This window comes from Hymenobacter glaciei, assembly GCF_039539585.1.
In the GTDB taxonomy this organism is placed as follows: Bacteria; Bacteroidota; Bacteroidia; order Cytophagales; family Hymenobacteraceae; genus Hymenobacter; species Hymenobacter glaciei.
The window spans coordinates 204,094-217,416 of sequence record NZ_BAABDK010000001.1 but is presented as its reverse complement, the minus strand read 5'-3'; the positions used below and the strand labels follow the sequence as shown (position 1 = coordinate 217,416).

The 13,323-nt window shown below is 61.2% G+C and carries 7 protein-coding genes and 3 tRNA genes; 6 read left to right on the top strand and 4 right to left on the bottom strand.

The annotated features are described in order from the left end of the window. Positions 1-110: 110 nt before the first annotated feature. From gyrB to ABD837_RS00930, 4 genes are all read right to left on the bottom strand, one after another. Positions 111-2,105: a DNA topoisomerase (ATP-hydrolyzing) subunit B gene (gyrB, locus tag ABD837_RS00945; RefSeq protein ID WP_345049197.1), complete on the bottom strand. Its 1,995-nt coding sequence runs from the start codon at positions 2,103-2,105 to the stop codon at positions 111-113. Positions 2,106-2,344: 239 nt separating this feature from the next. Next, positions 2,345-2,421: transfer RNA gene (locus tag ABD837_RS00940), tRNA-Arg, on the bottom strand. Between the two features lie 21 nt (positions 2,422-2,442). Further along, positions 2,443-2,516, bottom strand: a tRNA-Pro gene (locus ABD837_RS00935). 80 nt (positions 2,517-2,596) lie between these two features. Beyond that, positions 2,597-2,684: transfer RNA gene (locus ABD837_RS00930), tRNA-Ser, on the bottom strand. 185 nt (positions 2,685-2,869) lie between these two features. On the opposite strand from ABD837_RS00930, the gene ABD837_RS00925 reads away from it, so the two are divergent. From ABD837_RS00925 to ABD837_RS00900, 6 genes are all read left to right on the top strand, one after another. Then, positions 2,870-3,853, top strand: a complete 984-nt coding sequence (locus tag ABD837_RS00925; RefSeq protein ID WP_345049195.1) for a VWA domain-containing protein — start codon at positions 2,870-2,872, stop codon at positions 3,851-3,853. Beyond that, positions 3,850-4,857: a hypothetical protein gene (locus tag ABD837_RS00920; RefSeq protein ID WP_345049192.1), complete on the top strand. Its 1,008-nt coding sequence runs from the start codon at positions 3,850-3,852 to the stop codon at positions 4,855-4,857. Before ABD837_RS00925 ends, ABD837_RS00920 begins: the two co-directional genes overlap by 4 nt. Positions 4,858-5,073: 216 nt before the next feature. Continuing rightward, entirely contained in the window at positions 5,074-6,255 is a 1,182-nt protein-coding gene (locus ABD837_RS00915) for an acetyl-CoA C-acyltransferase (protein ID WP_345049191.1), read from the top strand. A gap of 122 nt (positions 6,256-6,377) precedes the next feature. Then, a complete protein-coding gene (locus tag ABD837_RS00910; protein ID WP_345049190.1) occupies positions 6,378-7,829 on the top strand; it encodes a toxin-antitoxin system YwqK family antitoxin in 1,452 nt (483 codons plus the stop codon). Positions 7,830-8,385: 556 nt separating this feature from the next. Then, the gene (locus ABD837_RS00905) at positions 8,386-10,923 is read left to right on the top strand and encodes a TonB-dependent receptor domain-containing protein (RefSeq protein ID WP_345049188.1); all 2,538 of its coding nucleotides are present in this window, start codon (positions 8,386-8,388) and stop codon (positions 10,921-10,923) included. A 288-nt stretch (positions 10,924-11,211) separates the two neighbouring features. After that, on the top strand, positions 11,212-13,155 hold the full coding sequence (locus tag ABD837_RS00900; protein ID WP_345049186.1) for a M28 family peptidase: 1,944 nt from the start codon (positions 11,212-11,214) through the stop codon (positions 13,153-13,155). The last annotated feature ends 168 nt before the right edge of the window (positions 13,156-13,323 follow it).

The following is a 13,323-nucleotide window of genomic DNA, read 5'->3' as shown; positions in this document are numbered from 1 at the left end:
ATTAGTAAATAGTCACTAATGCACGCAAGATGCTTCGCTGCGCTCTGCATGACGGGAAATAAAAAGAAAAGGCCCGCTTTGCAGCGGGCCTTTCATAAGCAAGCGGACGATTAAACGTCCAGCTTGGCGTATTTGGCGTTGCGCTCAATGAATTCGCGGCGGGGCGCTACCTCGTCGCCCATCAGCATCGAGAACAGGTGGTCGGCCTCAGCAGCGGACTCTACTGTTACTTGTTTCAGGGTGCGGGTAATGGGCTGCATGGTCGTCGTCCAGAGCTGCTCAGCATTCATCTCGCCGAGACCTTTGTAACGCTGCACGTTCACCGTTTCGGGCTTGCCGCGGCCGAGGTCCGCCTGGGCCGCGGCACGCTCCTCCTCGGTCCAGCAGTAGCGCTCCTCTTTGCCGCGCTTCACGAGGTAGAGCGGCGGCAGGGCGATGTAGATGTAGCCCCGGTCGACCAGCTCGCGCATGTAGCGGAAGAAAAAGGTCAGAATCAGGGTGCGGATGTGCGAGCCGTCGATATCAGCGTCGGTCATGATGATGACCTTGTGATAGCGCAGCTTGTCGAAGTTCAGCGGACCGGTTTCCACACCCGTGTCATCGGTCGTAAAGGCCAGCGACTTGCGCTCGTTGAAGCTCACGCCCAGCGCCGTAATCATGTTCCGGATTTCCTCGTTCTCCAGAATGCGGTGCTCCTGGGCTTTCTCCACGTTCAGGATTTTACCGCGCAGCGGCATAATGGCCTGAAACGCGCGGTTGCGGCCTTGCTTAGCCGTGCCACCAGCCGAGTCACCTTCGACCAGGTACAGTTCGCAGATGGCCGGGTCCGACTCCGAGCAGTCGGCCAGCTTGCCCGGCAGGCTGTTCGACGACAGCACGCCTTTGCGCTGCACCATGTCCTTGGCCTTACGGGCGGCAATACGGGCCTTGGCGGCCAGAATCACCTTCTCCATAATGCGGTTGGCCTGGTTGGGGTTCTCGTCCAGGTACTGGGTCAGGATTTCCCCTACCACCGAGTTTACCGCGCCGCTCACCTCGGAGTTGCCGAGCTTGGTTTTGGTTTGGCCTTCGAACTGCGGCTCCATCACCTTCACCGAGATAACGGCCGTCAGGCCCTCACGGAAGTCGTCGCCGGTGATATCTACTTTGGCTTTCTCGAACAGCTTGTTCTTGTCGCCGTAGGTTTTCAACACCCGCGTCACCGCCGAGCGGAAGCCCGCTACATGCGTGCCACCCTCAATGGTGTTGATGTTGTTGACGTAGGAATAGACGTTTTCCTGGTACGAAGTATTGTACTGCAGGGCTACTTCCACGGGCGTGCCGCCCTTCTCGCTCTCCACGTAAATGGGCTCCGACAGCAGCGAGGGCCGCTGCTCGCCGTCGAGGTACTGCACGAAGTCGCGCAGGCCGCCGGTCGAGTAGAACTCCTCGCCCCGGAAGCTGCCGTCTTCCACCGTTTCACGGCGGTCGGTGAGGGTAATGCGGATGCCCTTGTTCAGGTACGAGAGGTCACGCAGGCGACCAGCCACCTTGTCGTACTGGTACACGGTTTCGGTGAAGATGCTGGCATCGGGCAGGAACTGTACTTCAGTACCGTGCTCGGCCGTGTCGCCCACTTCCTTCACGGGGTACTGCGGGAAGCCGATTTTATACTCCTGCTCGTACTTGTGGCCATTGCGGCGCACGGTCACCTTCAGGTCGGTGCTGAGTGCGTTCACGCAGCTCACACCCACGCCGTGCAGGCCACCTGATACCTTGTAGGAGCCCTTATCGAACTTGCCACCGGCGTGCAGCACGGTCAGCACCACTTCCAGGGCCGACTTGCCTTCCTTGGCGTGCCAGTCGACGGGAATGCCGCGGCCGTTGTCGCGGACGGTGATGGAGTTGTTTTCGTTGATGGTAACGTTAATCAGGTCGCAGTGCCCGGCGAGGGCTTCGTCGATGGAGTTATCGACCACTTCCCACACCAAGTGGTGGAGGCCCTTGAGGCCGGTGTCGCCGATGTACATGCTGGGCCGTTTGCGTACGGCCTCCAAACCTTCAAGTACTTGAATGCTGTCGGCTGAATAGTCCGACTGCGCCATTGTTTCTTTCGTTTCGCTCATGTGGGCGTAGTTAAATCAAGTCGTAAAACTGCCCATCGGGCAGCTAGGTACTGAACACTCAAAAGTACATATTTAATCCCATTTTGAGTAGTTTTCGCGGTTTTTTCCTCGGGATTTTTTCATTTTTATTGGTGCGTTTCAAGGCGTTGCAGCCAAATAGCGGCGGGTAAGCTGACAGCCAACCGCATAAGCCCTGGAAACGACAAAAGCCACCCCGAGGGGTGGCTTTTGATAGGACTTGGTGGCCCCGTTTGGATTCGAACCAAAGACCGACTACTTAGAAGGTAGTTGCTCTATCCAGCTGAGCTACGGGGTCGAAAACGGGGCAACAAACAAGTCGGGGTGGCAGGATTCGAACCTACGACCTCCTGGTCCCAAACCAGGCGCGATACCGGGCTACGCTACACCCCGAGGAAAAAATAATGTTGAGTTTAGATAACTACTTGTCGGTTGGAGCCCCAACAAGCTGCTTTCGCAACCCAACATTATCGTGGAGAAGGGGGGATTCGAACCCCCGGTAACCTTTAGAGCTACGGCAGTTTAGCAAACTACTGGTTTCAGCCACTCACCCACTTCTCCAGTGGTCTTCGCTTCCGTTCGAAGCGGGTGCAAATATACGGGCCGATGTGAAAGGACCGCACTTTTTGTAAAAAATTTATCAGAAAATCGAAAAAAGATAGTGGCCAGCCGTGGGGGCTCCGGCAGCCGTCGGGAGGGTTCGACCGGGCATTCGGCCGTAATATTGGGGCCTAACCAAACGTAACTTGCTGAACTGGGCCTATCCTGATTTTATACCTGCCGCGCTGCTGCTGGCCTTGGCCCTGCTCCTGCTGGGCTGGCACTGGCGACGCAGCGGCCAACTGGCCCACCTGCTGGGCCGCCGCGCCCGGCACCGCGGCTGGAAAATGGTGCTGCGAGTTACGGCCGGGGCGCTGCTACTGGCAGCGGCCCTGGGCCCCTCGCTGGGCGTGAGCCAGAGCGCCGTGCGAACAGCCGGGAAGGACGTGTGGCTGCTGGTTGATGTATCACGCTCGATGGACGCAGCCGACGTGGCCCCTTCGCGCCTACTGCGCACCCAGGCCGAATTGCGCGAACTGGTGGCCCAGTTTCCGGCCGACCGGCTGGGGGTGGTAGCCTTCGGGGCCGAGGCGGTGGTGCAATGCCCGCTCACGTACGACCAGGACGCCGTGCTCACCTTTCTGGGCACCCTGCGCACGGGGCTGCTGCCGCCCGGCCCTACCACCCTGCGCGCGCCATTGGAACTGGTATTGGCCCGGCTGAGCGGAGTTCCGGCCCGGCCGACGGCCGGCACGCCGCCCCGGGCCACGGCACTGGTAGTGGTGAGCGACGGCGAAGACTTCGGCGAAAACCTAGAACCGACCCTACGAGCTTTGGCCCGCACCGGGGCGCGGGTGTACCCAGTGGGCGTAGGAACGGCGGCGGGCAGTAAAATTCCTAAGGCGGCTGGGGGACTCGTACTCGATGGCCGAGGCCAGGCAGCTCTGACGCGGTTGCGGGAAGCCCCGCTATTGCAGTTGGCAGCCCAGACGGGTGGGCAATACTTTGCGTTGAACAACCAAGCCAACGGCTTCGAGCCGCTTCTGCGCGCCCTGCGGACCATGCAAGGACCGGCTGAGCAAGTGCGCACCATTGCCGTGGCCGACAACCGCTACCGCTACCCGCTGGCGGCCGCGTTGTTACTACTGGCGCTCGATGTTGTGCTCACCATAACGGTTATTCGCCCATGAAAACCGGTGTGCTATTGCTGCTACTGGCCTTGGGCGTGCCAGGATTGCGCCTGCTTACAATGGTGCGCGACCGCAACGTAGCCGTTGCCGATGCAACCACTGCTTACCGGCGCGGTGAAGCGCTGCTAGCGGCCCGTTCGTTCCAAAATGCGCTGGCTACGGCCAGCCCGCGCACGACGCCCGACCCGCGCTTGGTGCTGAACCTAGGCCATGCCCAAGCCCGCGCCGGGCTAACTGGGGCGGCTCAGGCAACCTATGGACGCTTGCTGGCTGGCAGCCCCGCCCGGCTGAGCAGCGTGGCACGCCAGCAACTGGCAGTGCTGGCAGCCGGACGCGGGGAGCTGGCTCAAGCTGCTAATCTGCTACGCCAGGCCGTTGTTTTGGACCCGGCCAATGCGGGTGCGCGCTACGACTTTGAAGTGGTTAGCGACTATCTGGCCCAACGGCCCAACCGCCCACAGTTGCCCCCACCGCCCCCATCCGCTTCGGCAACATCGCCTAAAACGGCCCCCGACAAGAACGGCGCGCAGCCCAACAAGCCCGCGGAGAAAGTCGGCTCCGACCGCAAGGGCGAAATCAACGATACCAAGCCGGCCCCCAGCGCCGGCACGCCCCCGGTTCCGCGCCCCGATGCTGCCGGGCAGCCCGACAACCGCCAGCCCTCGGCCATGCCTGGGGCGGCGGCCGGCAACCGCACGCCCGGGACCGGTACGCCGCAACCCACCGCCAGCGGGGATAGCCCCGGAGCCCAGCGCGGGCTTGACCGCAACACGGGCAATGGAGCTGCCTCGCCCAATAACCGGAGCCGCCGTCCGGGCTCAGACGCAGCTACCGCGGCCGACCTGTCGCTGCAAACTCAACGCGAACGACTGCAGGCCATGAGCCTGAGCCCCGCGCAGGCCCGCCAGCTGCTGGAGACGCTGCGGGCGCAGGAGCAGCAATACCTGCAGCAGCGCACGCGCCCGGCTACGCAGAAGCCTGACCCCAGCCGCCCCACGTGGTAGGTGTTTTTAGTTGTCTGTTGTTTGTTATCAGGCTCCAGGTGAATGGGAAAGTTTTTTTGGTGGCAACGTCGTGTTGTTCCAGTTATGAGTTGTACCAACGCGTTGTACTACCAACTGACAACGAGCAACTAATAACTAGCCCGCCCTCGGCGGCATTCTCCGTACTTTTGCGGCCAGATTCAACCTCCCACCCCCAACCCTCTTATTTTCCTGATTATGCAAATTAAAGAAGTTGTCATCATCTCGGCGGTTCGCACGCCGATTGGCTCGTTTGGCGGGGCCCTCGCTTCGCTGTCGGCTACCGAGCTGGGCGCCATCGCCTTGAAGGGCGCGCTCGACAAGGCTGGCGTAGCCGGTTCGGAAGTGAACCAGGTGATTATGGGCAACGTGATTTCGGCCAACCTGGGCCAGGCTCCGGCCCGGCAGGCCGCCAAAAAAGCCGGCCTGCCGGATACCGTGGAGTGCACGACCGTGAACAAAGTGTGCGCCTCGGGTTCAAAAGCCATTATGATGGGTGCCCAGAGCATTATGCTGGGGCAGTCGGACGTGGTGCTGGCCGGCGGAATGGAGAGCATGAGCAACGTGCCCTACTACCTCGACAAGGCCCGTTTCGGCGCGAAATATGGCCACGGCCAGATGATTGACGGCCTTGTGCGCGACGGCCTGTGGGACCCCTACAACGACTACGCCATGGGCAACGCGGCTGAGAACACGGCCAAGGAAATGGGCTTCACCCGCGAGCAGCAGGATGCTTTTGCCATCGAGAGCTACACCCGTAGCGCGGCAGCTGCTAAAGCCGGCAAGAAGAAGGACGAAATCGTGCCCGTAAGCATTGAGGTTCGCGGCAAAACCACCGTGGTGGAAGACGATGAGGAATACCTCAAAGTGGATTTCGCCAAGCTGCCCGGTTTGCGCGCCGCCTTTACGAAAGACGGCACCGTAACGGCTGCCAACGCTTCGACCCTGAACGACGGCGCGGCCGCCGTGCTGCTGATGAGCCGCGAGAAAGCCGAAGAGCTAGGCCTGAAGCCTATCGGCCGCATCCTGGGCTTCGCCGATGCCGAGCAAGCGCCGGAGTGGTTCACAACTTCGCCCGCGCTGGCAATTCCGAAAGCCCTGAAAAACGCCGGCAAAACGGCTGCTGACGTGGACTTCTACGAAATCAACGAAGCCTTCTCGGTGGTGAGCCTGGCCAATAATAAGCTTCTGAACCTGGAAGGCACCAAAGTGAATGCCTACGGCGGCGCTGTGAGCCTGGGCCACCCGCTGGGCGCTTCGGGCGCGCGCATCGTGACCACGCTGATGAGCGTGCTGAAGAACGAAGGCGGCAAAATCGGCGTCACCGGCATCTGCAACGGCGGCGGCGGCGCCAGCGCTATTGTGGTAGAGGCCTTGTAGGCTTTACCCTGCTGATTTGAACGAGCCCCGCCGATTTTACTCGGCGGGGCTTATTTTTTGGCCTGAATTTTAGCAACCACGTCCACCTGCACGGAAACAGCATTTCCTGCGTTCTTGCGCCTATGAAATACTTACTGCCTTTTTTTCTGCTGCTGCTGCTGGCGGTGCCTTCGCACGGGCAGCGGCTGAAACGACTGATTACCTATTACGACTCGCTGAAGGAACACAAGCACGAAGTGTATTCGGCGCTGGTGGCCGCCGATACGGTGCCGCAGGGCTCATACAAGCGGTTTTACCGCAACGGTAAGTTGGAGCAGCAAACCAGCTTCCGGCAGGGCAAGCGCGACTCGGCCTACGTCGAGTTTCACCCTACCGGTACGCGGCGGCTAGAAGCAACTTATGCAGACGGCGTGCGGCAAGGGCCTTTCAAAACCTATTACAACGACGGGAAAGTGGCCCAATCGGGCTTTTTTGTAGACGACGAACCCAACGGCGAGCTGACCTACTTCCACTCCGATGGTTCCATTCGACTGAAAACGACGCTGGTGAAAGGCCAGCCTAATGGGGCCTTGAAGGCGGTCTATCCCGATGGTAAAACCCAGGCGGAAGTGAACTACGAGAACGGCCAGCCTAACGGCGCGGTGAAGTTTTACTACCCCAACGGCGTGGTGCAGAGCGAGGGCACATTTACGCGCGGGCTATTGTCGGGTCCCTACATCACGCGATACCCGAACAATCAGATTGAGGTTGAAGTACTGGCCGATAAGAACGGGCGCGGGCGCTACCGCAGCTACTACCAAAGCGGTAAGCTCCAGACGGAGAGCACCTACGCCCCTGCTCCGCTGGCGCAGCGCCCGGTAAAAAACCAGCTCGGCGACGACCTGACCAAGCGCGTGATGCCACCCACTGGGACTACCGCCCTCGATGGACCAGCCACTAGCTACTTTGAGACCGGCCAGGTGAAGAGCAAGCTTACCTACCGCAACGGCACCCCGACGGGCAAGGGCGTTGAATACTTCCTGACCGGCAACACGCACGAGGAAACCGACTACAGCAACTCCGGCAAAGACCGCAAAATTGTGCGCTACCAGGATGCAGCGGGCAAGTTGGTGCAGGCCGAAGAGCAGTATAAGAACAACCGCCCTGCCGGTAATTGGCACGACTACTTCCCCGACGGCAAGACCCTGCGCAAAACCGAAACCTACGGCCCCAGCGGTCGGCTGGTGGGCGACCGCACGACCTACTTCGAAAATGGCCAGATGCAGAACCGCCAGCCTTACCTGAACGGCTTTCTGGGCGGCGTGGGGCAGGAATATTTCTCCTCGGGCAAGCTGCGCAAGGAAACGACTTACGTGCGTAGCCAGTTGCAGGGCCCTTTCCGCGAATTGCGCGAGGATGGTACCGTGGCCGTGAGCGGGCAGTACCGCAACAGTCGCCAAAGCGGCGTGTGGACCTACTACCAAGCCGATGGCACCACCGTGGACCGCACCGTGACCTACCGCAACGGACAGCAGGTAACCGACCCCGTGAAGCAGCCCAAAGCCAAACCCCGTGCCCCCTTGAAGCGGAAGTAGTCAGACGAGTCTGAATGAGTGAGAACGTCATGCCGAGCGCAGCCGAGGCATCTCGCGTGGGGTAGTGAACCAATCGATACAACGGCCTCAGCTGCGCCTGGCAAGACAGTCAGTTAATCGACTTTGACAAAGGCCCCGACCAATTGGTCAGGGCCTTTTTGGCTTTTTAAGAATTTTGAAGTGAGTTGGGCAACCTGGAAAAGCAACTCTGCATCTGACTCCCTGAATCCGAATGCTTCATTACACCTCAATGGGTTCAAGCGGCTGAAAATATTTTCATCCGCTTATAAATTGATTTTCAATTGGTAACATTTTTAAAAGCTTTGCTTTAAGTAAATTTATTTTGCCAGTACCTTGTGTTGCAAAGTACCTGTTCTACATTTGTTCCATCCAACGCCTAGTAGCTGTCGTCAGCGTGTACCAAAGACGGCCCGCTAGCTGGTGCGGATTTTCACTCACCGGGGATTCGGGCCCCGGACTTCTCCCTCCCCAGCGGAACCGCGGCCGCTGCCGGACCTGAGCCGCCCTCGCCCGACCCCACCTTTTTGACTGCATCATGAAAACCTTCCTCACCGCTTTCACTGCTTCCCGTTTTGGCCGCCTGTTGCTGGGCGCGGCCGCTGTTGTTCTCCTGCCGCTGAGCGCGGCTACGGCCCAAACCGCCGGCAATGGCCACGTGAGCGGCCGCCTGGTGGAAGCCGGTACTGGCAACCCCGTCCCCTTCTCGGATGTGCTGCTGCTGCGCGCTGCCGACTCCACCTTCGTAGCCGTGGCCCAGACCAGCGAGCAGGGTGGCTTTAAAGCGCTGAATCTGCCTTACGGCACCTACCTGCTGCGGGTGCAGGACCTGAACTACCGCGTGTTGCGCCGCCGCTTCAACCTGACGGCCAGCGCGCCGGCCATCGAGTTTCCAACGTTTGAAATGGCGGCAGCCGCGGCTACCAAGCTGAGCGAAGTGGTGGTGACCGGCCAGAAAGCAGCCGTAGTGGAAGACCTCGGCAAGCGCGTGATTAACGTGGACAAGGACCTGGGCAGCATCGGCGGCACGGCGGCCAACGTGCTCCAAAACGTGCCCTCGGTGAGCGTGGACGTGAACGGCACGGTGAGCATGCGCGGCACCTCCAACGTCACCATCCTCATCGACGGCAAGCCGGCTGGCGTGAGCAACGGCGGCACCGGCGGCCCGCGCCTCGACCAGATTCCGGCCTCGCGTATCGCCCAGATTGAGGTGATTACCAACCCCTCGGCTAAATACGACGCATCCGGCGGTGGTGGAGTTATCAACCTGATTACCAAAAAAGAAACCCGCTCCGGCACCAACGGCACCGCTGCCATCAACCTGGGCACAGCCGAGAAGTACAGCGGCAGCCTGAGTTTGAGCCGCAAAGTGGGCAAAGCCACCTGGAAAGCCGGCTACGACGGCCGCGACGTTACCTACCGCAGCCACGGCCACAGCGAGCAAACCGCTCTACTTGGTTCCGCCGAAACCGTGCGCACCACCCAGGTGGGAGCAGGATACGAAACCCACCGCAACCACTCGGTGAACGTGGGTGTGGAGCTTGAATTGCCCAAAAACCAAAGCCTGAGTTTGAGCGTGAGCCCCGGTACCGAGCGCAACCTGGAGGGCGAAGGCCAGGACCTGACCCAGCAAACCAACAACAACCCGGTGCAAGCCAACCGCGGCCGGCAGGACCTCGACGTGAAAGTGAAAATTTTGGAAGCAGACGGCAACTACCGCCGCACCTGGGATGCCCACAAGGGCCGTGAACTGACGGCCAACTTCGGCACGGTGGTGATTGATGCCACTGTGCCGGTGGTGCAGCGGCAGTACGCCGTGGCCGGGTCGGCGGGCGTGCCGCAGCCGGGCACCCGGCAGCAGCTCGACCTGCTGGCTAACATCCAGTTCGGGCAGGTGGACTATGTGCACCCGTTGGCCGATGGTAAAGGCCGCCTCGAAGTGGGCGCTAAAGTGGAGCGCCAGACCAACAAAGGCAGCAATGGCTTCGGCTACGCGGCCAGCGAAACCCGCCCCAACGACTTCCAAAACGACCCTGCCCGCTCACTTACCTATACTTCGGACCAAGTTGTACCGGCTGCTTACGTAACGGCACAGCACAGCCTCGGTGCGAAATGGAATGCCCAGGTCGGCCTGCGCTCCGAGTACACGCACTTGAGCGGCGACGTGGCGGGTGGCGAGGGCATTGCCCAGCGCGGCAGCCTGAACCAGGACTACCTGAACTTTTTCCCTTCGGCGCTCATCAGCCGGGAGCTGGGCAAGGAAGCCGGCCAGAACCGCGTGCAGCTGAGCTACGCCCGCCGCCTGAACCGCCCCAACTTCATGCAGCAGCTGCCGCTGGCCATTTACCAGGACCCGCGCAGCTACCGCCTCGGCAACCCGCGCCTGCAGGCCGAGTTCAGCCACAACATTGAGCTGGGCCACCAGCTGACGGTGGGCCAGGCCACGATTACCAGCACCGGGTTTGCCCGCATCACCACCAACTCCATCCAGCGCCTGCGCTTCGTAGACACCACGGCTACCCGCCTCGCTGGCACTGGCGCCGGCCTTGTAACGGCCGAAACATACAACAACCTGGGCACCACCACCAACCTCGGGGCCGAGTTCAGCCTCAATCAGCCGCTGGCCAAGTGGTGGCGCCTGAATGCCAGCACCAGTCTCTACCGCGCCCAGATTGCCGGCAACGGCATTGGCAACAACCGCACGGCTTTCATTGCTACCGCTCGCCTCACCAACAACTTCACCATTCGCCCTACCCTCGACCTGCAGCTGAGCGGCAACGTGCGCTCGGCTCAGCTCACGGCCCAGGGCCGGCAGCTGGCCTCGGGGCAGGTTGACATTGCCCTGCGCCAGCGCCTGTTCTCGGACCGCGCCGCCCTCACCCTGCGCATCGCCGACCTGCTGAACACCCAGCAGTCCCGCAACGAAATTGCCACCGACGCTCTGAGCAGCACCCGCTACTCGAAAGACGAAAGCCGCGTGGGCTGGCTGGGTTTCACCTGGTACATCGGCGCCAGCAAAGCCAAGCCCGGCCGCATCGAGGCCGCGCCCCAGGGCGGTGGCGGCTTCGGCGGCTGAGTTAGCTACACGTACTTTTTCCCATCCATTCTTTCGCCTTTTACTGCAAACAATCCCGCCGCCAGCTCGTCCGGCGGCGGGACTTTGCGAATATAAATCTTGCCATATCGTGAGCATTAGACGATTTAGCCCTGCGGCCTGTAATGCCCGGCACAAAGTAGCGATTCATCAGCTGCTCTATTTAATCTGGCAAGTGCTGCTTAAACCGTAGTTTCGCTCTGCCGGACCTGAAATTGGCCCATTCAATCTACTTTTTCTGCAACCCTTTTTTCACCCTTCCTGACTTCTATGTCAACAAAAATCCCCTTCGCCGTCGCGTTTTTACTCGCCGCCGGTACTGTTTCGGCCCAATCGGGCAAAATCAAGGTTAAAGTGAAGCCCGGCCGCACGGAGGCGGCCGCCGCCACTGCCGCCCCAGCTGCTGCGCCCACCGACTGGTCGCTGCCCTACGCCGCCACCATCACGCCCGCCGGTCTCAAAGCCGACCTCGACGTGCTGGCCTCGGACGCCTATGAAGGTCGCGAAACCGGCAAGAAAGGCCAGAAGATGGCCGCCGATTACATCGCGAAGGCCTTCGCGGCCGATGGCCTGACGGGCCCCGTGGCAGGTTCCGACAACCTTTACATTCAGCACTTCGAGATGAACCGCCTGTCGGCGGACGCCGCCGCGAGCAACCTGAAGGCGGGCGGCAAATCGTATCGGGGCGGCAAAGACTTTTACTTCTTCAGCGCCGACGAAACGTTTGGCACGGCCCAGCCGACGCAGCCCGTCTTTGTGGGCTACGGCATCAAGGAGGAAAAGTATTCGGACTTCGCGACGGCCGCCGACTACACGGGCAAGGACCTGGTGCTGCTGGTGGGCGAACCCCTGGATGCCCAGGGCAAGTCGCTGGTTGGGGCCGGCGTTGGGCTCGGCGGCTACGCCACTACTACCCTATCAAACCTGGGCTTGCGCATGCGCACGCTGGCTCCCCTGAAGCCCCGCTCCATTACGATGGTGTTCCCCACCGCCGAAGCATTTGCCAAGGGGGCCGTTGATTTTGGCCCTGCCATCAACCAGGAGCGGCTGACGTTTGTGGGCGGCAAAAAACGTCCGGGCTTCAACATTGTCATGGCCTCGCCCGAGGTGGGCGCCAAGCTGCTGGGCACCACCCCCGCCGGCCTCGACAAGTACCGCAAAGCCGTGGCTAAAGCCGGCAAGGCCATTCCGTCCACGTTCAAGCCCGCAGCTTCTACCCTGCAGCTCGTTACCAAAACGGAAACTTTCACCACCGAAAACGTGCTGGGCTACCTCGAAGGCTCCGACAAGAAGGACGAAGTGCTGGTGGTGTCGGCCCACTACGACCACCTCGGCATCAAGGACGGCGTGGTGTTCAACGGGGCCGACGACGACGGCTCGGGCACGGTGAGCGTGCTGGCCATGGCCCGCGCCTTTTCGCAGGCCAAGAAGGACGGCCACGGTCCGCGCCGTAGCATCCTGTTTCTGGCCAACACCGGCGAGGAAGAGGGCCTGCTGGGCTCGCAGTACTACACCGACCACCCCATTTTCCCGCTCGAAAAGACGGTGACCGACCTCAACATCGACATGGTGGGCCGCGTCGACAGCCTGCACCAGGGCAAGGGCGACTACCTCTACCTGGTGGGCGCCGACCGCCTCAGCACCGAGCTCAACACCCTGAGCGAAGCCACCAACCAGCAGTACAGCCCCATCGCGCTCGACTACAAGTTCAACGCCGAGAACGACCCCGAGCGCATCTACTACCGCTCAGACCACTACAACTTCGCCAAGCACAACGTGCCGATTATCTTCTACACGAGCGGCCTGCACCCGCAGTACCACAAGGCCACCGACGACGTGGAGTTCATCGACTTTCCGGCCATGGCCCGCCGCGACCAGCTCATCTTCCACACGGCCTGGGCCCTGGCCGCCCGCGACGCCCGCGTGGCCCTGAAGCCCGAGCTGCAAGCCACCGGTTTTGCCCCCGCCCCGGCCGACCTCGACCGCTACGTGGGCAGCTACGCCAGCGCCCAGATGCCGCTCAAAATTGTCTTCACCCGCGAAGGCAACACGCTCAAAGCCCAGGCCACCGGCCAGCCGGCCTTCGCGCTCGACGCCGTGAGCAAGGACGTGTTCAAGTTTGATGCGGCCGGCCTGCGCATGGAATTTGCGGCCGACCAGCCGACCTTCAAGCTCAAGCAGGGCGGCGGCGAGTTTGAGTTCAAAAAAGAGTAGCCTTCCTCCTTCCTCCTTCCTTTCTGCGAAAAAGGCCCCGTCGTCGGTTCATCCGGCGACGGGGTTTTCTTTGATGGTTTTCGACCCGGCAACTATCCAGGCAGCAATCTGGCGGGCCATGCCTGTCGTGGGTCTCTTTCTAATTTCAGCCTATCCAAGCACTTCCAA